Source organism: Methylobacterium haplocladii, assembly GCF_007992175.1.
Taxonomy (GTDB): Bacteria; Pseudomonadota; Alphaproteobacteria; order Rhizobiales; family Beijerinckiaceae; genus Methylobacterium; species Methylobacterium haplocladii.
On sequence record NZ_BJZT01000029.1, the window covers coordinates 14077 to 38760 of the forward strand.

General features: G+C 67.8%; 28 protein-coding genes. 17 read left to right on the top strand and 11 right to left on the bottom strand.

What is annotated here, in order from left to right; all coding sequences use genetic code 11:
- Window positions 1-53: 53 nt before the first annotated feature.
- The 6 genes from MHA02_RS13415 to MHA02_RS13440 form a co-directional block, all read right to left on the bottom strand.
- Window positions 54-278 carry a hypothetical protein gene (locus tag MHA02_RS13415; protein WP_147079431.1) on the bottom strand — a complete coding sequence of 75 codons (225 nt, stop codon included), beginning with the start codon at window positions 276-278 and terminating at the stop codon, window positions 54-56.
- Window positions 279-396: 118 nt separating this feature from the next.
- Entirely contained in the window at window positions 397-1401 is a 1005-nt protein-coding gene (locus MHA02_RS13420) for an NAD(P)H-quinone oxidoreductase (protein ID WP_147079433.1), read from the bottom strand.
- A gap of 59 nt (window positions 1402-1460) precedes the next feature.
- A complete protein-coding gene (upp, locus tag MHA02_RS13425) occupies window positions 1461-2093 on the bottom strand; it encodes a uracil phosphoribosyltransferase (RefSeq protein WP_147079435.1) in 633 nt (210 codons plus the stop codon).
- Window positions 2094-2192: 99 nt separating this feature from the next.
- Entirely contained in the window at window positions 2193-2534 is a 342-nt protein-coding gene (locus MHA02_RS13430; RefSeq protein ID WP_147079437.1) for a PilZ domain-containing protein, read from the bottom strand.
- A gap of 132 nt (window positions 2535-2666) precedes the next feature.
- Window positions 2667-3869, bottom strand: a complete 1203-nt coding sequence (locus MHA02_RS13435) for a flagellin N-terminal helical domain-containing protein (RefSeq protein ID WP_147079439.1) — start codon at window positions 3867-3869, stop codon at window positions 2667-2669.
- 181 nt (window positions 3870-4050) lie between these two features.
- Window positions 4051-5241 carry a flagellin N-terminal helical domain-containing protein gene (locus MHA02_RS13440; RefSeq protein WP_147079441.1) on the bottom strand — a complete coding sequence of 397 codons (1191 nt, stop codon included), beginning with the start codon at window positions 5239-5241 and terminating at the stop codon, window positions 4051-4053.
- Between the two features lie 191 nt (window positions 5242-5432).
- On the opposite strand from MHA02_RS13440, the gene MHA02_RS13445 reads away from it, so the two are divergent.
- Window positions 5433-5840, top strand: a complete 408-nt coding sequence (locus tag MHA02_RS13445; RefSeq protein ID WP_147079443.1) for a flagellar biosynthesis repressor FlbT — start codon at window positions 5433-5435, stop codon at window positions 5838-5840.
- Here MHA02_RS13445 and glgX read toward each other — a convergent pair whose 3' ends face one another.
- A complete protein-coding gene (glgX, locus tag MHA02_RS13450; protein WP_147079445.1) occupies window positions 5841-7958 on the bottom strand; it encodes a glycogen debranching protein GlgX in 2118 nt (705 codons plus the stop codon). It lies immediately after the preceding gene.
- 80 nt (window positions 7959-8038) lie between these two features.
- Complete coding sequence (locus tag MHA02_RS13455; RefSeq protein ID WP_147079447.1) at window positions 8039-9460, bottom strand: alpha,alpha-trehalose-phosphate synthase (UDP-forming); 1422 nt, start codon at window positions 9458-9460, stop codon at window positions 8039-8041.
- Window positions 9461-9924: 464 nt separating this feature from the next.
- On the opposite strand from MHA02_RS13455, the gene MHA02_RS13460 reads away from it, so the two are divergent.
- The 7 genes from MHA02_RS13460 to MHA02_RS13490 all read left to right on the top strand — a co-directional run bounded on the left by MHA02_RS13460 (window position 9925) and on the right by MHA02_RS13490 (window position 14155).
- Entirely contained in the window at window positions 9925-10386 is a 462-nt protein-coding gene (locus tag MHA02_RS13460) for a hypothetical protein (RefSeq protein ID WP_147079449.1), read from the top strand.
- A 10-nt stretch (window positions 10387-10396) separates the two neighbouring features.
- Window positions 10397-10792 (top strand): phage holin family protein, encoded by a 396-nt coding sequence (locus MHA02_RS13465; RefSeq protein WP_147079451.1) that lies wholly within the window; start codon window positions 10397-10399, stop codon window positions 10790-10792.
- Window positions 10789-11166, top strand: a complete 378-nt coding sequence (locus MHA02_RS13470; protein WP_147079453.1) for a DUF3618 domain-containing protein — start codon at window positions 10789-10791, stop codon at window positions 11164-11166. The genes MHA02_RS13465 and MHA02_RS13470 overlap by 4 nt, the downstream gene beginning before the upstream one ends.
- A gap of 156 nt (window positions 11167-11322) precedes the next feature.
- Window positions 11323-12042: a hypothetical protein gene (locus MHA02_RS13475; protein WP_147079455.1), complete on the top strand. Its 720-nt coding sequence runs from the start codon at window positions 11323-11325 to the stop codon at window positions 12040-12042.
- 46 nt (window positions 12043-12088) lie between these two features.
- Window positions 12089-12814: a 5-oxoprolinase subunit PxpB gene (gene pxpB, locus MHA02_RS13480; protein WP_147079457.1), complete on the top strand. Its 726-nt coding sequence runs from the start codon at window positions 12089-12091 to the stop codon at window positions 12812-12814.
- The gene (locus tag MHA02_RS13485) at window positions 12811-13833 is read left to right on the top strand and encodes a 5-oxoprolinase subunit C family protein (protein WP_147079459.1); all 1023 of its coding nucleotides are present in this window, start codon (window positions 12811-12813) and stop codon (window positions 13831-13833) included. The genes pxpB and MHA02_RS13485 overlap by 4 nt, the downstream gene beginning before the upstream one ends.
- Window positions 13834-13936: 103 nt before the next feature.
- The gene (locus MHA02_RS13490) at window positions 13937-14155 is read left to right on the top strand and encodes a hypothetical protein (RefSeq protein WP_147079461.1); all 219 of its coding nucleotides are present in this window, start codon (window positions 13937-13939) and stop codon (window positions 14153-14155) included.
- Between the two features lie 6 nt (window positions 14156-14161).
- On the opposite strand, the gene MHA02_RS13495 is transcribed toward MHA02_RS13490, so the two are convergent.
- Window positions 14162-15061: a ribokinase gene (locus MHA02_RS13495; RefSeq protein ID WP_147079464.1), complete on the bottom strand. Its 900-nt coding sequence runs from the start codon at window positions 15059-15061 to the stop codon at window positions 14162-14164.
- Window positions 15062-15123: 62 nt separating this feature from the next.
- On the opposite strand from MHA02_RS13495, the gene MHA02_RS13500 reads away from it, so the two are divergent.
- The 3 genes from MHA02_RS13500 (at window position 15124) to MHA02_RS13510 (ending at window position 17678) form a co-directional block, all read left to right on the top strand.
- Window positions 15124-15906, top strand: a complete 783-nt coding sequence (locus tag MHA02_RS13500) for a GntR family transcriptional regulator (protein WP_238180502.1) — start codon at window positions 15124-15126, stop codon at window positions 15904-15906.
- A 117-nt stretch (window positions 15907-16023) separates the two neighbouring features.
- Window positions 16024-17094, top strand: coding sequence for an apurinic/apyrimidinic endonuclease family protein (locus tag MHA02_RS13505; RefSeq protein ID WP_147079466.1), 1071 nt, complete (start codon window positions 16024-16026; stop codon window positions 17092-17094).
- Window positions 17095-17126: 32 nt separating this feature from the next.
- The gene (locus tag MHA02_RS13510; RefSeq protein ID WP_147079468.1) at window positions 17127-17678 is read left to right on the top strand and encodes an RBBP9/YdeN family alpha/beta hydrolase; all 552 of its coding nucleotides are present in this window, start codon (window positions 17127-17129) and stop codon (window positions 17676-17678) included.
- A gap of 24 nt (window positions 17679-17702) precedes the next feature.
- On the opposite strand, the gene MHA02_RS13515 is transcribed toward MHA02_RS13510, so the two are convergent.
- Window positions 17703-18071: a hypothetical protein gene (locus MHA02_RS13515; RefSeq protein WP_147079470.1), complete on the bottom strand. Its 369-nt coding sequence runs from the start codon at window positions 18069-18071 to the stop codon at window positions 17703-17705.
- A gap of 115 nt (window positions 18072-18186) precedes the next feature.
- Window positions 18187-18822: a glutathione S-transferase family protein gene (locus tag MHA02_RS13520; protein WP_147079472.1), complete on the bottom strand. Its 636-nt coding sequence runs from the start codon at window positions 18820-18822 to the stop codon at window positions 18187-18189.
- 232 nt (window positions 18823-19054) lie between these two features.
- Here MHA02_RS13520 and MHA02_RS13525 point away from each other — a divergent pair, with 232 nt between their 5' ends.
- From MHA02_RS13525 to MHA02_RS13550, 6 genes are all read left to right on the top strand, one after another.
- Entirely contained in the window at window positions 19055-19309 is a 255-nt protein-coding gene (locus MHA02_RS13525) for a hypothetical protein (RefSeq protein ID WP_147079474.1), read from the top strand.
- Between the two features lie 76 nt (window positions 19310-19385).
- The gene (locus MHA02_RS13530; protein WP_147079476.1) at window positions 19386-19823 is read left to right on the top strand and encodes a DUF4345 domain-containing protein; all 438 of its coding nucleotides are present in this window, start codon (window positions 19386-19388) and stop codon (window positions 19821-19823) included.
- Window positions 19820-21844, top strand: a complete 2025-nt coding sequence (locus tag MHA02_RS13535; protein ID WP_147079479.1) for an FUSC family protein — start codon at window positions 19820-19822, stop codon at window positions 21842-21844. Before MHA02_RS13530 ends, MHA02_RS13535 begins: the two co-directional genes overlap by 4 nt.
- Before the next feature lie 5 nt (window positions 21845-21849).
- The gene (locus tag MHA02_RS13540) at window positions 21850-22044 is read left to right on the top strand and encodes a DUF1656 domain-containing protein (RefSeq protein ID WP_147079481.1); all 195 of its coding nucleotides are present in this window, start codon (window positions 21850-21852) and stop codon (window positions 22042-22044) included.
- A 31-nt stretch (window positions 22045-22075) separates the two neighbouring features.
- Window positions 22076-23125, top strand: coding sequence for an efflux RND transporter periplasmic adaptor subunit (locus MHA02_RS13545; RefSeq protein WP_147079483.1), 1050 nt, complete (start codon window positions 22076-22078; stop codon window positions 23123-23125).
- 219 nt (window positions 23126-23344) lie between these two features.
- Complete coding sequence (locus MHA02_RS13550; RefSeq protein ID WP_147079485.1) at window positions 23345-24682, top strand: O-antigen ligase family protein; 1338 nt, start codon at window positions 23345-23347, stop codon at window positions 24680-24682.
- Window positions 24683-24684 lie beyond the last annotated feature (2 nt).

Genomic DNA, 24684 nt, shown 5'->3' on the forward strand with positions numbered 1-24684 from the left:
TCCTAGTGACGGGGGATGGATGAAAGCGCCGGCCTCACGGCCGGCGTCGGACATCAATTCTGCTTTTTCTCGGCTGGAGCCTGCGTCGGATTGGTGGCGGTCGAACGGGCAGCCTCGGTGCTCTGGCTCCCGTGATCATTCGGTGAGACCGATCCCTGCCAGGTCAGCACGCCGGCTCCGGCGACGATCGCCAGGATAACGGCGGCGACCAGCACGTAGAGAACCGGCTTTCCCTTCTCACCCTGACGTGACTCTTTTCCCGTCTCGACCTGTGCCATCAATTCCTCAACTCACGCGACGCCACGACACCCGTGACGGGCAGCCAACGTCGCATGGAGTCGCGTGTTCCTCATCCCGGCGCGTGGCAATAAGCCCGGATCCTGCTGGCGATCGGGCTCAGCGCCCGGTCACCAGCATGATCTTCCCGAGATGGGCGCTCGACTCCATCAGCGCATGCGCCTTGGCCGCGTCTTCCAGCGGGAACGTCTCGTGGACGATCGGCTTGATCGTGCCTGCCTCGACCAGCGGCCAGATCTCGGCGCGAAGCTTGTCGGCGATGGCCGCCTTGTTCTCCTTCGGCTGGGCGCGAAGCGTCGCGCCTGTGATGGTGAGACGCTTCAACATGATCGGCGTCAGGTTCACGCTCTCGGCCTTGTAGCCCTTCATGAAGGCGATCTGGACGAGGCGGCCCTCGACGGCGAGCGATGCGATGTTCTTGGCGAGATAGGCTGCGCCGACCATGTCGAGGATCACGTCGACACCCTGGCCGTCGGTGAGCCGCTTGATCTCCTCGGCGAAGTCGGCCTCGCGGTAGTCGATCGCCGCATCCGCCCCGAGCTGTTCGCAGAACCGGCATTTCTCGGCCGAGCCGGCGGTGGCGTAGACGCTGGCGCCGTGCGCCTTGGCGATCTGGATCGCGGTGGAGCCGATGCCGCTCGAACCGCCATGGACCAGAAAGCGCTCGCCCTTCTGCAGCCGCCCGCGCTGGATGACCGTCGAGTAGACCGTGAACACCGTCTCCGGCAGCGCTGCCGCCTCGATCAGTGAGAGCGGACCGGGCTTCGGCAGCACCTGACCCGCTTCCGCGACGACGAACTCGGCATATCCGCCGCTGATCACCAGCGCGCAGACCTCGTCCCCCTCCGAGAAGCCCGAAACGCCGTCCCCGAGCGCCGTGATCCGGCCGCCGACTTCGAGGCCGGGGATCTCGGTCGCCCCCTTCGGCGGCGGATAGTTGCCCTGCCGCTGCATCACGTCCGGCCGGTTCACGCCGGCGGCGACGACCTCGATCAACACCTGCCCCGGGCCGGGCTTCGGCACCGGCACCGTCTCCACCGCCATGACCTCGGGACCTCCCGAGCCGTCGAAACGGATCTGGCGCATGGTGTCGGGTACGGGCATCGGAGTCTCCTCGAAAGTGTGTCTCCCTAGTTGCGGCCCGCGCGCTCTGCGGCAAGGGGTCACCGCGTGCCGTACATGCGGTCTCCCGCATCGCCGAGGCCCGGCACGATGTAGCCGTGGTCGTTGAGGTGGCTGTCGATCGCCGCGGTCCAAACCGGCACCTCGGGATGGGCCTGCTGCAGCCGGGCGAGGCCTTCCGGTGCTGCGAGCAGGCAGACGAAGCGCAGGTCGCGGGCACCGCGGCTCTTCAGACGGTCGATGGCGGCCACCGCGGAATTCGCCGTGGCGAGCATGGGGTCGAGCACCAGCACGGTGCGGTCGGCGAGGTCCGACGGGCTCTTGAAGTAGTATTCGACCGCTTGGAGGCTCTCGGGATCCCGGTAGATGCCGACATGGGAAACGCGGGCGGCCGGCATCAGCGAGAGCATGCCGTCGAGGAAGCCGACACCGGCCCGCAGGATCGGCGCCAGCACGAGCTTCTTGCCGGCGATCCGCCTCCCCTCCGTCGCCTCGATCGGCGTCTCGATGATGACGGGTTCGAGCGGCAGGTCGCGGGTGACCTCGTAGGCCAACAGCATGCCGATTTCGTTGAGAAGCTCGCGAAAGCCCTTCGTGGAGCGGTCGCGATCCCGCATCAGCGTCAGCTTGTGCTGGACGAGGGGGTGATCGACCACCGTGACCGTCGCCGCCATATCACCGGGTTCCCTGGTTCTGCGCGCCTGCACTCCTTATGCGCCGAATCCGCACGGGAGCGAGCCCGCGATGCAGGCGTCGCGCCAGCGTCGAGGCCGTCAGGCGGAGCCGAAAGTCGGCGGCAAACGGCCGATGCGTTCGATGCGCACGCCGGCATAGCAGTCGCGCTGCCAGGCAAGCCTCACCTGGAACACGAAATCGCGCCCGTTGACCTTGAACAGGAAGGTCTCCGGTAGCGCGCAACCGCGCGGAATGCCGAGTTTCGCGCCGGATTTGGAGACGTCCTTGACCACGCAGCGGATATCGCTCCCGTCGGGAAGGCGGATCACGGCGATCAGGTTCGCCTCGGTGCGCTCCTCCCGGCGGTCGACGTGGAAATCGCGCACGGGAGCGTCGTCTCCGGCACTCATCCCCACCCAATCCAGCATCGCCTCGGACATCTCGCGCCCAGCCTTCCGCGTGTCCAAAGAACTCTATATCTGCAGGCGTTACCTGTTCTCTAATGCTGGCTCTTACAACGAAAACAGCCGAGGCTAACGCCTCGGCTCGATTGAATGGTTTTATACGGTCGATTACTGGAGAAGTTTCAGGATGCCCTGCTGCGCCTGGTTGGCCAGCGACAGGGCGGAGATGCCGAGCGACTGGCGGGTGGTCAGGGCCTGGGAGTTGGCCGCTTCCTCGTTGAGGTCGGCGTTCGTCAGGTTGGCCGAACCCGTCTCCAGCACGTTGATGATGTTCTTGGTGAAGTCCTGGCGGTTCTGCACGACCGAGAGGTTCGAACCGAAGGTCGAAGCCTGGGAGCGCAGGGTATCGCTCGCCTGGGTCAACGTCGTGGTCGTCGTCTTGATGTCGGCGTCGAGCAGGAAGTTGCCCTGTCCGACGTTCGTGCCGGAGAGGCCGGCTACCGCGCTGAGTTTGAGACCGGCAGATGTCGAATCGACGCCCTGGATGTCGATGTTGGACGTGTCGCGTTCATTGAACGAGATGTGCAGCTTGTTGGTGATGTTGTTGCTCGACAGCAGGTTGACGCCGTTGAAGCTGGCGTCCTTGGCGAGCTGGTCGATCTGGGTCAGCAGGCTGTTGTACTGGGCGGCGAGCGTCGCGCGGGTCGTCACGCCGGTGACGTTCAGGTCCGGGCTCTTGCCCACCGTCGTGACCGGAGTGCCCACGGTGCCGTAAGTCGGGCCGGCGCCCGTGCCGGCGGCAAAGCCGAGATTGGTCTGATCGGCGGCGGCACCGAACTCGATGTCGACGCTGCCGTTCAGCACCAGCTTCGTGCCCGTTGTGTCCTTGGAGAAGGCCGCCGAGCCGACGGCGGTGTTGAGCGCCGTTATAGCCTGGTCGATGGTCGCGTTCGCCGGGATCGTCGCAGGCTTCGCCGTGCCGTTGACGTAGAGGCTGACCGTGCCGCCCGCCGTCAGGAACGCGGCCGAGGGCGTGCTCGACGCCGAACCCGTCGTGGTGATCTGCGTCGCGAGCGCCTGGTTGGCCGTCGATTTCGCCGAATCGACGAGCTTCTGGATCGAGGTGATGCCCTGGTTCGCTGCCTGGATCGTCTGCACGCCGTTGGAAATCCCGTCGAGCAACGTGCCGAGATCGGCCGAGCGGTTGTTGAAGCTCTGCGCCGTGAAGAAGTTCACCGGGTTGTCGAGGGCCGACGACACCTTCTTGCCCGTCGAGAGCCGGTTCTGGGTCGTCGACGTGAGCGCGGCAGTGTCCTGCAGCGAGAGGAGGTTCTGCCGTGTTGCGGCGGAGAGGGTGACGTCCGAGGACATGGCTGCGATCCGTCCAGCGTTTGCGAAGCGTTAGCGTTAATGAACCATGAAGTTCTTGCGGTTTGGTTAACGGGTTGTGGTGCTTGTGAAAAACGCGATGCGCCGCCTCATCCCGGCGGGCGCACAAACGAAAACGGCCGGGCGTGAGCCCGGCCGTCTCGCCGTCGAGCGCGGTAAGCGCTCAGCGGAGGAGCTGGAGAACGCCCTGCTGAGCTTGGTTGGCGAGCGAGAGCGCCGAGATGCCGAGGGACTGACGGGTGGTCAGGGCCTGGGAGTTCGCGGCCTCTTCGTTCAGATCCGCGCTGGTCAGGTTGGACGAGCCGGTGTCGAGAACGTTGATGATGTTCTTGGTGAAGTCCTGACGGTTCTGCACGACCGAGAGGTTCGAGCCGAAGGTCGAGGACTGCGAGCGCAGCGTGGTCGACGCCGTATTGATCGTGTTCAGCGTCGCGGTTATGTCGGCGTCGAGCAGGAAGTTGCCGACGTTGGCGTTGGGGCCGGAGTCCTTGGTGGTCGCCTTCAGGCCGAGACCTGTGGAAGTCGCGTCCGCGCCCTGCACGTCGATGTTCGACGTGTCTTTCTCATTGAACGAGATGTGCAGCTTGTTGGAGGTGGCGCTGTTCGCGATCAGGTTGACGCCGTTGTAGGACGCGTCCTTCGCGAGCTGGTCGATCTGGGTCAGCAGGCTGTTGTACTGGGCAGCCAGGTTGGCCCTCTCCTTGACACCGCTGACCGTGAGGTCGGCGCTCTGAGCCACACCTGCGACGGCGGTGGTGGTGGTGCCGTAGGAGACTGCAGTGCCGGTGCCGGCGGCGAAACCCAGAGCGGTTTGGCTTCCTGCGTCCTTGAACTCGATGTCGGCGCTCGCGTTCAACACCAGCTTCTTGCCGGTGGTGTCCTTTGAGAAAGCCGTCGAGCCGACAGCGGTGTTCAACTTGGCGATGGTCGTGTCGATCGTGTCCGTGGCGGTCAAGGTGGCCGTCACGGCGCTGCCGTTTACGAAAAGGTTCACCGTGCTAGCGGACGCTGCGAACGCGGTCGAAGCGGTGCCGGACGTGGTGATCTGGGTCGAAAGCGCCTGGTTGGCCGTGGACTTGGCCGAGTCGGTGAGCTTCTGGATCGAGGTGAGACCCTGGTTGGCGGCCTGAATGGTCTGGATGCCGTTCGAGATGCCGTCGAGGAGCGAGCCGAGATCCGAGGAGCGGTTGCTGAGGGCCTGCGAGGTGAAGAAGTTGACCGGGCTGTCGAGAGCCGAGTTGACCTTCTTGCCCGTGGACAGGCGGCTCTGGGTGGTGGAGGTCAGCGACGACGTGTCCTGCAGGGAGAGCAGGTTCTGACGGGTCGCGGCGGAAAGGGTCACGCTGGAGGACATTGGTTTCGATCTTTCTGATCTGATGCACCCCGTTCTGGAGTGACCCGATCAAGCACCGCCGCACCCTTCCCAAATCTTACTGCGATCGATCGGAATTGCTCTGGCGCTTGGCTCTCATCGAGCTTGGTTAACCCGATCTTAGGGTGCTCCCGGAAGGGTGGTCGGCGCCCAAGAGCCCGGGACTGCGCGCCATGCCCCTGAAGATCGAACTCAAGCCGAACGAGCGGCTGATCATCGGCAATGCCGCGATCCGCAACGGCGATCGCCGGTCGAGCTTCCTGCTGGAGACGAACACGCGCTTTCTGCGCGAGAGCGACATCATCACCGAGAGCGAGGCCGACACGCCGTGCAAGCAGCTCTACGTGCTGCTTCAGGTGATGTATCTCGTGGACAATCCCTTCGAGGCCGAGACCGCCTTCATGGCGCTGGCCAACGAGGTGATGCAGGCCGTGCCGAGCATGGGCCCGCGCATTGCCGCGATCCACGACGCCACCAGTGCCAACGAGCGCTACAAGGCACTCAAGCTCGGCCGCGAGCTCATCGCCTACGAGCAGGAGGTTCGCGGTCGCGGACCCGCGACGGAGCCGCCGGCCGCCTGATCACGCCGTGCCGCCGCATTCGTCGGCGGAAGGGACCGGGGGCGCCTTGAGGACGAGGATGTTGCGCGGCGCGATGACGACCGTTCCGCCCTCCCTCACGGTCGGGACGGTGTTCGGAGGCACCGTTCCGGTTGCCAGCGTGGTGTCGAACACCCGCCGCCAGGGGCCTCCGATGACGGTCGGCAGGCGAAAGTCGCACGGGGTCTCGGCCGCGTTCATCAGCACGAGCACCCGCTGCGCGCCATCGATGTCGTTGCCGATCTGCATGCCGAAGCATTGCCGGCCGCCGTCGTTCCAGGCGTCCCCGTCCATCTCGGTGCCGTCCGGCGAGAGCCAGTGCACGTCGCGGAGTTCCGTGCCGTCGACCTTGGCGCCGATCAGGAAGTGACGGCGGCGCAGCGACGGGCAGCGCCGGCGAAGACTTGAGAGGTTGCCGACGAATATCGCGAGTTCCGGGTCGGGGTCGTGCGCCCAGTCCATCCAGCTGACCGCGTTGTCCTGGCAATAGGCGTTGTTGTTGCCGGCTTGGCTCCGCCCGCGCTCGTCACCCATCAGCAGCATCGGCACGCCCTGCGCGAGGAACACCGTGGCCAGCATGTTGCGGGTCTGGCGGGCGCGCAGGCCCAGAATCGCGGAATCGTCGCTCGGACCCTCGATTCCGTAATTGCAGCTCAGGTTATGCCCGTGGCCGTCGCGGTTCTCCTCGCCGTTGGCGTGGTTGTGCTTGCTCTCGTAGGCGGATACGTCGGCGAGCGTGTAACCGTCATGCGAGGCGGCGTAGTTGATGCTCGCCTGCGGGGCGCGGCCCGACGGCGAGAATATCTCGCGCGAGCCCGAAAGCCCCTGCGTCAGCTTGCCGAGGGTGCCGGAATCGCCGCGCCAGAAACCGCGCAGTGTGTCGCGAAACTGGTCGTTCCACTCGCTCCAACCATAGGGATAGCCGCCGAGGCGATAGCCGCCGTGGCCGATATCCCAGGGCTCGGCGATGAGCTTGACCCGGGCGAGCGCCGGGTCCTGCCTCAAGGCCTGGAAGAAGGCGGCCCGGTGCGAGAAATCGTAGGGCGCCCGGCCGAGGCTCGTGGCGAGATCGAAGCGGAAGCCCGCGACGCCGTAGGACTGCACCCAGTGCCGCAGGCTGTCGAGCACCATCTGCATCACACGCGGATTGGCGACGTCCAGAGTGTTGCCGCAGCCGGTGCAGTCGACGTCCTCGCGCAGGTTCTCGGGCTTGAGCTTGTAGTAGCTGTGATTGTCGATGCCGCGGAACGAGAGCGTCGGCCCGGTACGGTCGCCCTCGGCGGTATGGTTGTAGACGACATCCAGCAGCGTCTCGATCCCGGCGGCGGCGAGTTCGCGGATAGCGAAGCGCAGGCCTCCCGTCCCGCCCTCGCCGAGATAGCGCGGCTCCGGCGCGAAGTAGTTGTAGGGCTGGTAGCCCCAGAAATTGACGAGGCCCTTCTCGACCAGGAAGCGGTCGTCGGCGAAGGCCTGGATCGGCAGCAGTTCCAGCGCCGTGACGCCGAGTTTGAGCAGGTGCTCGATGATTGCCGGATGGGCGAGGCCGAGATAGGTGCCGCGTTCGGCCGCCGTGAGCGCCGGATGCGTCATGGTCAGCGCCTTGACGTGCGCCTCGTAGATCACGGTCTCGGAGAGCGGGCGGTGGGTCTGGGTCGGCGTGAAATCCGGGATGTCGGTGCGTGTGACGACGCCGCGCGGCATCATGGGCGCACTGTCGCGCCGGTCGATGACGTCTTCGCGCTGAAGTCCGCGACGATAGCCGTAGACCGAGTCGTTCCAGCGGATGTGCCCGGCGATCTCGCGGGCATAGGGGTCGATGACGAGCTTGGCCGGATTGAAGCGATGCCCGTGCGCCGGCTCCCAGGGGCCGTGTACCCGGTATCCGTAATGCTGCCCCGGCAGTACCCCGTGCAGGTAGCCGTGGAAGACGTCGTCGGTCCGGCAGGGTAGCCGGATGACGTGCCGCTCATGCCGCTCGCCCGGGTCGAACAGGCAGAGATCGACGGCGGTGGCGTGCTGCGAGAACAGGGCGAAGTTGACGCCCCTGCCATCGAAGTGCGCGCCGAGCGGCGCTGGCACGCCCTCTTCGATGACGATCATCGCAACCCTAAGCGTCCGCTTTCATACCGAGCCAAGCTTGAGACTTGCCCGATTTTACGCGTCGGCGAAAGGAGGATGTTCTACTCGGCCGCAGCGACGGTGGCCGGCGGGGAGCGATCGAGCGTCCGAAAATTCTCCAGCTCGGTCATGAAGTTGCGCGCCCACCAGTCGACGTCCTCGCGCTTCATGCGCTCGTTCATCGGCTTCCAGCGGGCAAGCCGCTCCTCGCGCGGCATGTAGAGCGCCTCGCGGATCGCCTCGGCCATCTCGAAGCGGTCGTAGGGGTTGACCAGTAGCGCCTCGGGCATCTGCCGGGCGGCGCCGGCGAACTTCGAGAGCACGAGCACGCCGGGATCGTCCTCGCTCTGCGCGACGACGTATTCCTTGGCGACGAGGTTCATGCCGTCGCGCATCGGCGTGACGAGGCCGACCCTGGCTGCGCGGTACAGGCCCGCGAGGACCGGGCGCGGATAGGCCTTGGTGACGTACTGGATCGGGGTCCAAGCCGGCTCGCCGAGCATGCCGTTGATGTCGCCGACCTTCTCGTTCACGTCACGCGACAGTTGTTCGTATTCCGGCACCTCGCTGCGCGATTTCGGCGTGATCTGGATGTAGACCACGTTGCCGCGCTGGTCCGGGTTCGAGGCGAAGAACCGGTCCACCGCCTCCATGCGCTCGGGCACGCCCTTCGAATAGTCGAGCCGGTCCACGCCGATCAGCAGCTTCCTGGTGCGCAGGCCCGCCATGGTCTCGCGCACGATCTTGTTGGTGCCAGCCTTGTCGGCTGCCTCCTTGAAGCCCGTGACATCGATGCCAATGGGGAAACTGCGGATGCGGGTGCGGCGTCCGTCGACCATCAGCGAGCCGCCGCCGAGGGGGATCGCGCGCAGGTCGTCGATGAGGTTGCGAGAGAGGTTCTGCACATCCGGATCGGTTTGCAGGCCGATCAGGTCGTAATCCGCGATGGCACGCAGCAGATCGCCGCTGGCGGGCAGCGTGTTGAACACATCGGCACCGGGCCAGGGGATGTGATGGAAGTAGCCGATCGGGTTGTCGACGCCCTGCCCGCGCAACTCGCTCGCGAGCGGGATCAGGTGGTAGTCGTGAACCCAGACTAGATCGTCGGGCTCGAGCAGCTTGGCGAGTGCCCGGGCGAACAGCCGATTGACGCGCTGGTAGCCCGAATAATCGGAGCGCGAATAGCTTCCGAGGCCCACGCGATAATGCATGATCGGCCAGAGCGCTCGGTTGGCGAAGCCGGCGTAGTATTCCTTGTAGTCCTGCGGCGAGAGGTCGAGGACGGCATATTGCACCCGACCGCGGTCGATCAGTCTTGGTTCGGGATCCGGGTTTTCCGTGATCTCGCCGCTCCAGCCGAACCAAAGCCCCTCATAGGCGGAGAACGCCTCGTTGACCGCGACGGCGAGGCCGCCTGCGGATACGAGGCCCTTGCCCTCCGCGGGGATCGCGACGCGGTTCGATACGATGACGAGACGTGACACGAAGTCGGACTCCGGTCCTCAACGGCTCGGTCGCGTTGTTCGCGCCCGGCCCGTATTGACGATGTGAGATGAAAACGCACGGGGGAGGCGCGTGATCCGTCGTGGGACGGACGAGCGCAGTCGAACCTCGCGGTTCAGGATGGCTGCATCAGACGTCCCCCGATCCCCATGCCCGTTCGGCACTGCAACCTTACCTGGGAAGGCTCGGTTCCGCCATGCTCGACGAACGATCGTTCACCGATGACGATTGTCGCGGCCAACTTGAGCATACCAAGCTGAACGGGTGCTGACGGGCCGGGGCTTGCACAGTGGCCGAGTGGCCTGCCGTCCCGATCGTGCCGAGGACGGCGGAACCGGCTGAGCCCGCCGATGTTACTCAGCCGAAGCGTGCCGCCCTGCCAAGTTCCGATGGCGGGACGGAGCGCGCCCCCTTCCCGATCCGTGTCGTCCGAGGAGTACCGCCCATGACCGATTCCGCAGCCCACGGTCAGGCGAGCGATCCCGGCGACTTGAAGGACCTCAAGCGGGACGTCGAGGACACGGTGGACGTGGCCGTCGAGCGTGGCCGCGGTTTCGCTGCCGCGGCTCGCACGCATGCCGTGAACCTCGCCGAGAGCCGCAAGGCAGAGGCCGCGAAATCGGTCTCCGGCCTCGCGCATTCCCTCCGCGATTCCGGCCGGACGTTCGACGACCGCCCGAACGTCAAGGCGTTCTTCGACAGTGCCGCCGAGGGGCTCGACGATCTGGCCGGCTCGATCGAGACGCGCTCGTTCAACGAGTTCTATCAGGACGCCGAAGCTTTCGCCCGGCGCTCCCCCGTCGCTGTCGCCGTGGCGACGTTCGCCGCCGGCTTCCTTCTCGCCCGTTTCGTGAAGTCGTCCGGCGAGCGCCAGATCGACGGCGCGTTCGACCGTGAGCGGGTCTGAGGGCGCACAGATGTCGAATCCTCCCCCCGGCAGCATCCAGGGCCTGATCGGCGACGCCCTCCGCGAGACCGGCGATCTTGCCCGCAAGGAGATTGCGCTGTTTCGCACCGAGATGGTGAGCAACGTCCGCACGTTGTTCATCGGCCTCGCGATGATGGTGGCGGCTGCGGTGTTCGCAGTGGTATCGCTGCTCGTCCTGATCGGCGCCTTCGTCAAGTTCGTGGCGACGCTCGTCCATTCCGACTGGCTGGCGGCCTTGATCGTCGGCGGTGTCCTGCTTCTCGTCGCCGTCATCCTCGGTGTCGTCGGCGCCAGGGCGATGTCGTTGTCCAATCTCGCGCCGACGCGCACCTCGCGGCAGGTCCGCCAGGACGCGCGCGCCTTGTCCGAGAGGGTTTCGGGATGAGTGGTTCGCTGTCCGATCTCGAGAAGGATATCGAGGCCAGCCGTGCGCGCCTCGACGAAACGATCGACAGGATCCAGAACCGGCTCTCGCCGGTCAATCTGGTGGACGAAATGCTCGGCTCGGCCCGTAGCACGCCGCTGAACAGCGTCTATGACGACGCGCTCGCGGTCGTGCGGCGCAATCCGCTGCCGGTTCTTCTGATCGTGGCCGGTGTGGGCATGCTGATGAAGAAACTGGCGCAAGGTCCTCGTGTTGCTGCCGTTCGGCCGGTGCCGGTCGAGCCGGCTCCCGGCGTCGGCGTCGAGCGGGCCTACGATCCGGACCAGCCCGGCGGGCGCCCGACCCGGACGTTGACCGAGGAGGCGACGGCCTGAGTTCGCTCCGGGCAGGTCCCTCCGGCCAGTTGGCGGATCGAGCCGGCGTCCCCTGCGCGGAACGAATGCGGTCGCCTCGGCACTGAATGAACGAGACCGAGCTTCCCGGCGCGCCGTGGAAGCGTCGAACACATACAACCAAATCGGAGTGGCGTGATGAGCGACAATCAGATCCACGGAGACGGCAGCCGGTCGTTGCCAGACGACATCGCGGCCAAAGCCGGACTGCCTCGCCAGGAAGATGTCGCGCATTCGCTGCACGACTTCGGCGACCGGGCCGAGCGCGAGGCCAAAGAGGCACTCTCAGCGGCCCGCGACGTGCGGGAAGATGCCAAGGGAACGGCCGAGACCGCTGCTCGCGATGCCGCCAATGCCGCCTCCGACGTCCGGGATCGCGTTTCGGACGCGGCACAGACGGCGCGCGGACGTGTCGAGGACACCGTCGACCGCGTGCGTGAGCAGGCTGCCGACGCCTATGACGACGTGCGCTCCTGGGCAGCCGACCGCGTCGACGTACATGGCCGCCGCGCTGCCGACCTCGCCGATCGTGGATACATCCGCCTGCGCGAGAGCCGCAGCGCTACGGAAGCCTTCGTTTCGGACAATCCGCTGCTCGTCGGCGTCGTCGGGCTCGCCGCCGGCCTGTTGCTCGGTGCCCTGCTGCCGCGCACGCGCCGCGAGGACGAAGCACTCGGCCCCTGGGCCGACGAGGTCCGCGACCAGGGCCTGCGCTACGCGCGCGAGATGACGCATCGCGGCCGCGAATACGTCGAGGCCGCCCTCGATCCGGACAACCTCGACGCCGCCGTGCGTCGCGCCGATGCGCCGGACGACGAGGGTTACGAGGGACCGGAGCGCACCTCCCACCGTCTCTGAACGGGCGGCTTTACCAGCGGTGGCCGGCGCGGTTACGGGTGGTGCGATGACCCGTCGGCCTCCTCGCCTCCTGCCCTGCGGCGACACCGCCTTCACCATCGAGTTCGGCGACGCCATCGATGCCGACCTCAACGCTGCCGTCCTCGCCCTCGACGCCGTGCTCGCCGAGGCCGCGCTGCCGGGTGTCGTCGAGACCGTACCGACCTACCGCTCGCTAACCGTGCATTGCGACCCCGTCGCGGTCGATCCGGCCGAACTCGGCCAAGAGATTCTCGCGCTCGCCCGGTCCGACCTGACGCCGCCGCACGCCGGCCGGATCTGGCGCATTCCGGTCGTCTATGGCGGCGAATTCGGCGCCGATCTCGACGCCGTCGCCGAGCATCATGGCCTGTCCTCCGGTGACGTGATCGCGCGTCACGCCGAGCCGGACTACCGTGTCGCGATGCTCGGCTTCCTGCCCGGCTATGCCTATCTCAGCGGTCTCGATCCGACGCTCGCCCTGTCGCGTCGTCCCAGCCCGCGCCCGATCACGCCGGCCGGGACCATTTCAATCGGCGGCGCGCAGGCTCTCGTGGCGAGCATTGCAGCGCCGAGCGGCTGGCACCTCCTGGGCCGCACGCCGGTGCGCAGCTTCATGCCTGGGCGCGACCCGATTTTCTTGCTGGCGCCCGGCGATCGGGTGCGGTTCGAGCCCGTCGACCCCGGCCGCTGGACTGTCCTCGACGAAGCCGCCGCCGCCGGAGAACTCGTGGCCGAGCGGCTGGATGGATGAGCGTCGTTCTCGTCGTCCTATCCTGTGGCGCCGCGACCACCCTTCAGGATGGTGGCCGCCGTGGCTACCTGCGCTACGGCCTTTCCGCTTCCGGCCCGATGGACTGCATCGCCCACGCCGGCGCCAACATCCTCGTCGGTAATGTCGCGGATGCATCCGCGATCGAGTTCGGCCTCGGCGGCGGCCGCTTTCGCATCGAGGGGGGTGCCGTGCGGCTGGCGCTCGCCGGAGCCCCCTGCCCGATCCGCCTCGACGGCGAGCCGGTCGCGCATCACCGCTCGCTCGTTTTGCGCGAGGGCTCGGAACTCTCCATCGACCGGCCGCGCGAGGGCGTCTTCGCAACCCTGGCGTTGGCGGGCGGTATCGCGGTGGAGCCCGTCCTGAGCAGCGCCTCGTTGCACCTTCGTGCGGCATTGGGCGGTCTCGACGGCCGCCCGCTGCACGAAGGCGACCGGCTCCCGCTGGCTCCGCCGCCGCTGTCTGGTGAACCCGAATGCTGTCTCGACCCCGTGCCAATCGAGCGCGACCGGCCCATCCGCGTCGTGCTCGGGCCGCAGGCGGATCGCTTCACCGAAGCCGGCATCGACACCCTGCTGAATGCCGCCTTCACCGTCTCCAACCGCGCCGACCGCATGGGCTACCAGCTCGACGGCCCCGAGATCGCGCATGGCCTGGGCGGCTTCAACATCGTCTCGGACGGCACCGTCGCCGGTGCGATCCAGGTGCCCGGCAGCGGCCGGCCGATCGTACTGCTCGCCGACCGCCAGACCACCGGGGGCTACCCGAAGATCGCCACCGTGATCTCCGCAGATCTCCGGCGCCTCGCCCAGCGCCGGCCCGGGGAGACCGTGCGGTTCGAAAGCATTCCGCTTCGGGAGGCGGTGCGGCAGGCTCGCGAGCGCGCCGCCGCGATCGCGGAGCTGCCGACGCGAGCGCGACTCGTCGCCGACGCGCCCGACCGCCTGCTTGGCGCGAACCTTGCCGGCAATGCCGTCGATGCGTTCGACGAGCGGGACTGACCGACCTCCGTTCGGCTGAGACCAGCGAATTCCCTTGGTCGAAGCCGTTGAAAGCGGACCAAAGTCAGTCCAACACTTCGCTTCCCGACTCATGGATGCGAACATGGCGCTCGTTCACGTCGTCCCGCTGGCCGAGGCCGCTGCCTTCACGATCGGCTGCGCAGTCCTGAATGCACGGCGGTTCGATCCCGAGCGGGTCGGCGTTGTCCTGATGGTGTTGGTCGTGGCGCTCTGCTTCGCCCTGCTCGTCGTCGGCACGGCCACCGGCGACATCGCGGTGGCCGTGCCGGGGCCGGACGATCCGTACGCCGTGGTGGAATGAGCCGGTTCAGCCGGCGGCCGCGTCGCAGAAGCGGTCGAGCTCGGCTTTCGTGGGGAAGGCATCGAACGCGCCGAAGCGGCAGGCGGTGATGGCGCCGCAGGCCGCCGCCCGGACCAGCGCTTCCCCAACCGGCCGGCCCTCCAGCAGGCCCACCGCAAAGCCCGCGGAGAAGGCGTCGCCGGCGCCGATCGTGTCGATGACCGCGACCGGGAAGGCCGCCTGACGGCAGGCCGTCTCGTCACGCTGGAAGACAACGGCGCCTTCTTCCCCCAGCGTCACCACGACGATCGCCGGGCCGGCCCGCAGCAGCGCTTGCGCCGTCCCGGCATCGGCCACGTCGAGACCGAGATCGGCGGCCTCGACGCGATTGACAACGAGAATCGCCGTATCGGCCAGGATTCGCGGATCGATGGGACGGCTCGGCGACGGGTTGAGCAGCGTGCGGATGCCGCGCGAACGGGCCTGCGCGAAGGCCTCGGCGATCGGCGCGTCCGGCGATTCGAAGGTCGCCATGACGAAGTCGGCTCGGGCGATCCGGGCCCGGTCGACGTCGCCGGCCCCGAGCAACCGGTTCGCACCGAGGTTCACGGCGAGGCAGTTCTCGCCGGCTTGATCGACGAAGCCGACGCCGGCTCCGGTCGAGCCGCTACGCGTGACGAGCATGTCGGTGGCGAGGCCCGCTCCCTCGAAGGCCGAGACGGCGACGGCGGCGAAGGGGTCGTCGCCGATGGCGAACACACCTTCTATGCTCGCGCCGAGGCGGTGCGCGGCGAGCGCGAGGTTGAAGCCCTTGCCGCCCGGCTCTGACACGAAGTCCTGAGCGTCGAGGGACTCACCGGCGCGCGGAAGCCGTGCTACCTTGACCGAGCAGGCGACCACGAAGCTTCCGACGACGAAGATCTGCACGAACGATGACCCGGTAGCGCAACGTGGCAAGCAGGAAATCAGCCGGAGGGTTCCGCTCGGACATGACCGCCACGGTCGTCCCCCTCCATCTCGATCGCCCGTCGCTGATGTCGCTCCTGCGGCTGCGCGACGACACCGCCATGCCGCTCTACCAGCAACTGGAAGAGCAGATCCACGCGCTGATCATGTCCGGGGCGCTGCCCACGGGTGCGGTTCTGCCGGCCGAGCGGCAACTCGCCGAGAACCTCGGGGTCAGCCGCGTAACCATTCAGCGCGCCTATGCGGCGCTCCGCCAGCGCAATTTGCTGTCGTCGCAGGGGCGCAAGGGGTTCCTGGTCCGCACCCGGCCCGAGCAGGTGCATCCCGGCATGGATCGCCTGAAGGGCTTCACCGAGGAGATGCGCGAACTCGGCAAGGTGCCCTCCTCCTCCATCGCCGAGCGGGCCATCGTGCAGGACCGTTCGATCTCCTCGATCTTCGGGCTGCCCTCGACCACGCCGATCCTGAAGCTAACCCGTATCCGCTACGGCGACGACATCGCCATGTCGCGGGAGGTCGCCTGGTACAATCTCAAGGCCGTGCCGGCACTGGAGCATGGCGACCTCTCCGGGTCCGTATACGCCTTCCTCGCCGAGGAGGGCGGCGCCCGCCTCGTCACCTGCGAGCAGACCATCGAGGCGACGATGCCCACCGAGGAGGAATGCCGCATCTTCGATTTCGACGAGCCGAGCCCCTGCCTGCTGATCAAGCGCCACAGCTTCTCGGATGCCGGTGTGATGATCGAATACGTCGAGGGCCTGTTTCGCGGCGACATGTACAGCTACCGGCTCAAGCTGCGGACCTGAGGGCTCTCGCGGGAACAAGGGCCTCGTTTCACGACGTTCTTGTCCTCGAAACGTCCGGTTGATCGAAGCACTCGTTTCCATGGGGACCCTGCCTCGGCCGGCTCGCGTTGTCGGGCCATGACAGCCTCCACATCCCGCCTCGGCTTCTGCTGCACCTTCATCCCCGACGAGCCGCCCGGCGGCTATCCGACCCGCAAGGCCGAGCGCGAGGCCTTGCAGGCGATGAACCTGACCAGCACGACAATGACCCATCTCGCGGGTCTCTCCCCGGCCGCACGGCGGGCGAAGCTCGAAGGAATCGCCCGGCACAACCTCGCGGCGCTGGGACGCCAGATCGCCTGGGTCGCCGCCCGACCCTCGGCGGAGCGGCTTCTGCGCATCGCCAGTTCCCTGCTGCCCGGCTTCACCCATCCGATCGCCAAGGATCTCTATGCCGAGCCCGGCCTGCGTAGCCTGATCGAAGCCGGTCTCGGGCGGCTCGGGGACCTGGCGCGGGCCGGCGGCGTGCGGCTGAGCATGCATCCGGGTCAGTTCTGCCTCATCGCCTCGCGGAGCCCGTCGGCGCAGGAGAACGGCATCGCTGAACTCGAATACCATGCCGAGGCGATGGCGATGCTCGGCTACGGTGGCGGCTGGCATCCGCACGGCGCCCACATCAACATCCATGTCGGCGGACGCGAGCCCGGCATCGAGGGGTTTCGCGCCGGCCTCCGGCTGATCTCCGAGACCGCGAGAAACCTGCTGACGGTGGAGAACGACGAGACCTGCCACGGCCTCGATGCCGTGTTGCGGCTGGCCGACACCGTACCCGTCGTCCTCGACCTGCACCATCACTGGGTCGAGAGCGGCGGCGCGTATCTCGAGCCCGACGATCCCCGCATCGCCCGCATCCGCGGGTCGTGGCGCGGGACCCGGCCGCTGAGCCATATCAGCGTGTCGCGCGAAGCCCTCCTCGCCGGCCACGATACGGCTGCTCTGCCCGACTTCGCCGCGCTCACGGATGCCGGCCATTCCCGGCGCGATCTCGCTGCGCATTCGGACCTGATGTGGAACGCCGGCATCAACGCGCTGGTGGCCCGTCACCTCGCCTGGACCGATTTCGAGGTCGAGGCCAAGGGAAAGAACCGCGCCTCGACCGCCCTCGCGGCCTGGATCGCCACAGCCCCGCCGGTGAGCGCCGCCGCTTGATCGTCCCGCGCCCCAGGCGATAGGGAGGCGGCATGAAGACGGGCGATTGCGATATCCTGATCCTGCCGGGCTATGCCGGCTCCGGGGACGAGCACTGGCAGGCGCGCTGGGCCGGGCGCCTGCGCACCGGGCGGGTCGTCGAGCAGGCCGACTGGCACCATCCCGATCCGGAGGATTGGCGCGCGCGCATCGTCGCGGCGGTGCAGGAGGCGACGCGCCCCGTCGTGCTGATCGCCCACAGCCTCGGTGTGGTCGCAGCGGTGGAGGCGGCGCCGTGCCTACCCGCAGGCATCGTGCGCGGCGCGATGCTGGTCGCCTTCCCCGACATCGAGACCTGCCGGAACCTGCCGGCCAGCGTCTGCTCCTTCGCGCCGGTGCCGCGCGATCCCCTGCCCTTTCCGTCGTTGCTCGTGGCGAGCCGCACCGATCCGCATTGCAGCTACGCACGGGCCGAAGAATTCGGCGCGGCCTGGGGGGCGAGCGTGGTCGATGCGGGCGAAGCCGGACACATCAACGTCGCCAGCGGTCACGGCCCCTGGCCCGAGGGCCTGATGCGGCTTGCCGGGTTCATGACGACGCTCTGAAGCGCGGGGTTCGAAACGGCCGTATCAGTTGATCAGGCAGAATCCCGTGCCCGCGCCGGCGATCCGGCCGCTCGGACACCATGGCTCGGCCGATTTCTTGACCGCGGCCGGGACCGGCGGCATGGGCGGGATCGGCGACGTCTCGTCCGTCGCCCCGGCCGTCATGACGCTGCGCGTTACGATGCTCGCATCGGGTCGGGTCGGATCGAACAGGCCGATGGCTCCGACGGTGGCGATCGTGGGCACGGGGCGGGTCGTTGTGACACGTGCCGTCGCCGACCGATGCGGTATCGCGAAGCCGGAGCCCCGCAGCCGGAAGCCGCGGGCTTCCGCCCCTGCGATGCTGCCCGCGAGCGTCAGTGCCGACAAAGCCACGACGGTGAGCGTTCTCATGTCTCCACCTCCTGCTGCCCGGCAGGGTATCGGCGGAGTCTTAAGGGCGTGTCCGAGACATCGGTCGCAGTTTAGCGGTGGTCCGGCGTTGGGATAACAGCGGGGACAAGTGCCGTCAGATCGCGGCGAGCCCCCGCTGGACGGCGGGCCGTGCGAGCAGGGCGTCCAACCAGCGCGCGACGTTGGGGTAGGTCACGACATCGACGCCCTGCTTGTCGTGGAACTTCGCCCAGGTGAGCGTGGCGATGTCGGCGATGGAGTAATCGCCGGCGATATGTTCGCGGCCCTCTAACCGACGTTCGAGCACGCCGTAGAGTCGCTTGGCCTCCTCGGTGTAGCGCTCTACCGCGTAGGGGATCTTCTCCTTGGCGTAGATGCGGAAATGGTGGGCCTGTCCCAGCATCGGCCCGAGGCCGCCGACCTGCCAGAACAGCCATTCGTCGACGGCGACGCGGGCACGCTCGTCGGACGGGTAGAGGCAGCCGGTCTTGCGCCCGAGATATTGCAGGATCGCACCGGATTCGAAGACCGTGATCGGCTGCCCGCCGGGGCCCTCGGGGTCGACGATCGCCGGGATCTTGTTGTTCGGCGAGATCGCCAGGAAATCGGGCGCCATCTGCTCGCCCTTGCCGATATTCACCGGCACCACCCGGTAGGGCAGCCCGCATTCCTCCAGCATGATCGGGATCTTCCAGCCGTTCGGCGTGCTCCAGGTGTGCACGTCGATCGCACCGGCTGTCGTCTGCGCCATGGCCTGCTCCGCGATCCGGCCCGCCGCGCTTTCCGGCGGGTCCGCCGATCGCGCGGAGTAGACCGCATTCGCGACCCCGTGAACAGGCGGAGCGCGGCGTTGCGACGTCGAAGCACGATGCAACTCCCCTGCGGACTGGCCCGTTCTGGCCTTGCCCTTTCCCTGAGATTGCGGCTGTGATTGCCCCAACCCGCTCTCGGATGCGGGAATTTGTCTCCCTGAGGTTGCCGGAATGTCGCTTCGTCTCGCCGCCTCTTTCGCCGCGGTGCTCTGTCTGGCCATGCCGGGATTCGCGGGCGAAGCGAGGGCCAAGCCGGCGGCCGCCATGCGCGACAAGGAGCCGGCCCTCTCGCCGGCGCGTGAGCGCCAGAAGCGCTGCGGCATCGAGTGGCGCGGCCTTTCGACGACGGACAAGACCGCCAAGGGACCGACCTGGCCGCAATTCTACAGCAAGTGCGTGAAGCGCCTGAAGGCAACGAAGGCCTGATCGCCCGTTTCGGGCGAACCGTGGCGGCGATGGGGCGTTGCCTGCCGGGATCGAGGGACGGACGAGGACGGGAGCGATGCAGGGTGAGCGGCGGCTGTTGCAGCGGGTGGTCGCGGTAGCGGCGCTCCTGCCGATCGCGGCCGGCCTCTACGGCGTTCTGGCCGGCATCGACGGCATCGGCACCGACCGCATCGTCAACATCTCGGCCGACAGCCATTTTCGCTACTTGTCCGGCCTGCTCGCCGGCATCGGCATCTTATTCCTCACGTGCGTGCCGGGGATCGAGCACAAGACCGGATTGTTCCGGTTCCTGACCATGGTGGTGGTGCTCGGCGGCCTCTCGCGCCTGCTCGGCCTCTACCTCACCGGCTTGCCGTCGCTGGTCATGCTCGGTGCCCTCGCGTTCGAGCTCGGAGTGACGCCTCTGCTCTGCCTGTGGCAGGCGCGCGTCGCCCATCTCGCGGGCTCCGACAGTCCCGCCATCGTCGACCTGACACGCGAGGGCGCCGTGTGACGACGGCTGCGCCACCCCTCGCCGACCGCCTGATCGACCGCCTCGACGCCATCGTGCCGCCGCCCTCCGCCTGGTTCTTCGGCCTGCGGATCTGGTTGGCGATGATGATCGCGCTATACGCCGCGTTCTGGCTCCAGCTCGACAGCGCCTCCTCCGCTGCGACCTGCGTCGCAATTCTCGCCCAGCCCAAGCGCGGGCAGGCGCTCTCGAAGGCCGGCTACCGCTTCCTCGGCACCATCGTCGGCGGCGTCGTCGCGATCGTCCTGATGGGGCTGTTCAACGGGGACCGGGTGCTCCTGCTCGTGTCCTTCACGGTCTGGCTCGGCCTCTGCGTCTTCGTCGCGCAGTACCTGCAGGATACCCGCGCCTATGGGGCGATGCTGTCGGGCTACACCGTCGGCATCATCGCGCTCGCCAACATCGACACGCCGCAGAACACTTTCGATGTCGCCCTCGGGCGTGTGGCGGCCATCGCCATCGGCATCGTCGCAATCACGTTCATCAACGACGCGCTGGCCTCGCCCAGCACGTGGCGCTCCCTGCGGCCGACACTGGCCAAGGCCTACGGCGCGACACGCGCCTTCGTGCGTGACGCGCTGATGCACGGCGATCCCGGCGACGAGAGAACAGCGGACCTCATCCAGAAAATCGCGGCGATGCGGGCCGATACCAGCGCGATCGGGGGCGAACTCGATGACGGCCGGAACCGCGCGGCCGGCGCGCGCAGCGCCATCGCCGCGCTCTACGTGATGGGCGCGGCGAGCCGCGGCTTCGCCCTGGCCTGCGACCGCATCCGCCACCCGACGCCGGCTTTGGCCGAGGCGCGCCGCCTCTGCCTGCGCGCCATCAGCGGCGATATCGCCGAGCCCGGCGCCGAGCGGTTGGCCCGAGACGACGAACGCCTGCGCGATCTCGTCGACGCCGCAATCCGCGACCCCACGCGCGCCCTCGATGAAACCATGGCGCTCCAGCGCGCGCTCGACCTGCACAACGCCGCCACCTTCGCCGATGACGGCCTGCGCGCCCTCTCCGACGGGCACGCCCCGCTGCGCGACGTCGCCCTGCCGACGCACCGCGATTTTCAGGTCGCCCTGCGCGGAGCCCTGCGTGTGGCCATCGCCTTCGCCATAACGGCGAGCGTGTTCATCTTCGCCGGCCTGCCTCAGGCGTCCTTCGCCCTGGTGCAGGTCTCGGCGACGGCCGCGCTTTCCTCGGTGACGCCGGACCCGAAGAAATTCGCCGTCGGCGTGCTGATGGGGATGCCGCTCGCGGCCTTGTTCGCGGGTATCATCCTGTTCGTGGTCCTCAACGGCAACCAGGGCTTTCCGCTGCTCGCCATCGCCATGGCGCCGGTGGTGTTCTTCGGTTGCTTCCTCTCGCTGAACCCCAAGACCTTCACCGTGGGCTTCATCTCGCTGGTGTTCACCCCGGTGCTGCTGTCGCCGACGAACCCACAGAGCTACAATCCGCAGACCTTCCTGATGAACGCCTATCTCGTGGTCGCCGCGTCGGTGATCCTGTTCCTCGTCGTGCGGCTCGTCCTGCCGATCTCGAACTCCCGGCACCGGTTCTACGCGCTCGAAGAGGCGCGCCGCGACACCGCCGACGCGCTGATCGGCGAAGGGGGCGACGCCACCACGCGCACCAGCCTGAACGCGGACCGCCTGTTTCAGTTCTCGCAATGGAACTCGGGCAGCGGCACCGTGCGGCGCGCGAGCCTCGCCCACGCCTTCGCCCTCTCTCGCCTCGAATCATCCGCCGCCCGGGCGCATGCGCAGATGCGCCTGCTCTGGTGCGCCGACGGCCTTCGGGCGAGCATCCGGAGCGGCCGCGAGGCCCTGGCCCGCGGCAATGCCTGGGGGCTGGAGGATGCCGCGCGCGCCATGCTCACGGCCGGGCGTCAGCAAGACCGCGACACGCGCCTGCGCATTGCGCGCGCCGCGACCGATCTGGCGACGGCCTCGCAGGTGATCCGCCGGCACGGACGCTTCTTCCGCCGCCTCGCCCTCCCGAGCAGCTGACCGCCATGCGTCACGAACTCCAGATCGGCGGCGTCCTGCTCTCGCCCTTCGTCGCCTACGCGATTGGTGCGCTCGCGATCCTGATCCTGCTCAGGATCGTCTTCCGGAAAATCCGGTTCAGCCGCTATGTCGCGAATGCGCCGCTCGCCGAGGCCGGAATCTATGTCTGCGTCCTCGCACTCCTGATCGTTTTCTTTTGAGGGCCCCACCGGGGACCACGGATATTGCCCGATGGCCGACGAGGACGATCCCAGGACAGCAGATGCCGCGCGCCGGGCGGCGCCCGACGATCCGCCCAAGATCGAGGCCGAGCGTCCTGCCCCGGCACGGCGCGGCCGGGCGGCGAAGCTAGCGCGCCTCGCCGCCACCGGCGTGATCCTGGCCGCCGCCGCGGTCGCTGCCTTCGTGGTCTGGCAGTTCTACGTCACCGCGCCCTGGACGCGTGACGGCCGGGTCCGCGTACAGGTCGCCAACATCGCGCCGCAGGTGTCGGGCGCGATCGTCGAGGTCAAGGTCGTCGACAACCAGCCGGTCAGGAAGGGCGACGTGCTCTACGTGATCGACCCGTTCGACTTTCAGGTCGCGATCGACTCGGCCGAGGCCGAGATGAAGAACCGCGAGGCCGACCTGCAGGTGAAGAACGCGCAGTCCGCCCGGCGGCAGGAGCTGACCACGGTCTCGACCTCGATCGAGGAGAAGCAGCAATTCGCCGGCACGGCGAAGATCGCCCAGGCGGCCCTCGACACGGCGAAGTCGCAGCTCTCGCAGGCGCAGGTCAATTTGAAGCGCACGACGGTGCGCTCGCCCGTCAACGGACGCGTCACCAACCTGCTGATGCGCGTCGGCGACTATGCCACGACCGGCACGCCCAACGTCCGCGTCATCGACACCGACAGCTTCTGGATCGACGGCTATTTCGAGGAGACGAAGATGCCGCATATCCGCGTCGGCGCCCCCGCCGAGATGGCGCTGATGGGCTACGGCGCTTCGCTGCGCGGCACGGTGGAGAGCGTCACGCTCGGCATCTCGACGGCGAACGCGACCCCGAGCACGCAGGGGCTGCCCGACGTCGACCCGGTCTATACCTGGGTGCGCCTGGCGCAGCGCGTGCCGGTCCGCATCCGCATCGACCACGTGCCGCCGGAGGTGACCCTGGTGGCCGGCATGACCGCCACCGTCGTCGTCGGCGAAGGCACCGCGGCGGCACCCGCCTGGTTCATGGACCTGCGCCGTAGGATCGTCGGCGAGCCCGCTTCCGCCGCCGCCGACGGTAAACCGTGAGCCGATGAGCGGGCGGCTTCCGGACATCCTCTCGCCTTCTGGTGAGGTGCTGTCATCGAAAGCGGTGGCCCCCGGCAGGCCTCGTCAACCTTACGAACGGTTAGCTGGGCACAAAGCTTTTGCCGCAGCCGATTCGAAACCCGTTTCGCGCTAGCCTCTTGCCGTGTTCCGACCGCCGCGCGCGACGTTGCGCCGGTGGGCGATCGATGAGGCCGGAGCGTGGCGTCGGCGGTTCAGTTCTTTTCGCGGGTCCGTGCGACCGCTGAGCGCCCGACGAGCGTCGCGGCACGCGGCGACGTGCCCGACGTTCTGCGCATCGCGCTCGTCGGGGCGTGCATCCTGGCATTCTGGAATCACACGCCGCTCGCAGATCTCAGCGACCGCGACATCCTCGAGACCTCCACCGCCGGAAGCTGGACGACGCAGGTCCTGTTCCTCGGCCTCGGCCTCGCCATGGCGGCGGCGCTGCGCCGGCTCGGTATCGAGAAGCTGCGCCCGCTCCTGACCTGGCCGCTGATCGCCCTGGCCGGCTGGATGGCGCTGACGTTGCTCACCTCCGTCGAGCCGCTGCTCTCGATCCGCCGCATCGTGCTCTTCGCCATCGTGACCATGCTGGCGACCGGCATCCCGGTGGTGATGCGCTCCGTGCGACAGTTCGCGCTGACGCTCGCCATCGCCGCGCTGATCATCCTCGTCTCCTCCTACCTCGCCGTAGCCTTCCTGCCCCAGCTCGCAATCCACTCGGCCGATTTCGATCTGATCAACGAGCCTGAGCACGAGGGGCTCTGGCGCGGGATCTTCGCGCACAAGAACGAGGCCGGCGGCGCCATGGCGCTGATGATCCTCACCGGCCTGTTCGTCGCTTCGGCGCTGAGCCGGTTCTGGGGCATCACCATCGTGCTGCTCGCCGCCGTGTTCCTCGCGGCGACGAACTCGAAATCGGTGACGGCGCTGCTGCCCTTCATCATCCTGGCGCCGAGCCTGTGCGGCCTCGTGCGCAGCCGCTGGCTCCGCGCGGGGATCCTGGTCGGGCCGGTGGCGCTGGTCTCGCTCCTCTCCCTCGGTTCCGTGTTCTTCCCGCCGATCCGGGACGGGTTGAGCGGCATCCTGCCGGACACGTCCTTCACCGGCCGCACCGAGATCTGGGAATTCGCCGCCGGCCACATCGCCGAACGGCCGATCTTCGGCTGGGGCTTCGGCGCCTTCTGGGGCACCGAGCGGACCCGGTTCGGCACCTCGGACGCCTTCAGCTGGGTCACCAAGACCAGCCAGGCGCACAACACCTATCTCGACATCTGCCTGATCATGGGGCTCCCGGGCCTCGTGATGACGCTGGCCGCCTTTGTGCTCGCGCCCCTGCGCGATCTCCAGCGCATCGCGCCGGCCGGGCGGATCGATCCGGCCACGCTGTATTTCCTGCGGCTCTGGTTGCTGGCCTTGGCCGGCGGCTCGTTCGAGACCGTGCTCTACACCCCGAACGCCGCGATCTGCTGCATGTTCATGCTCGCCGTGTTCGGATTGCGGCTGCGCGCGTCCTACCGGACCGTGCAGGGCTGATC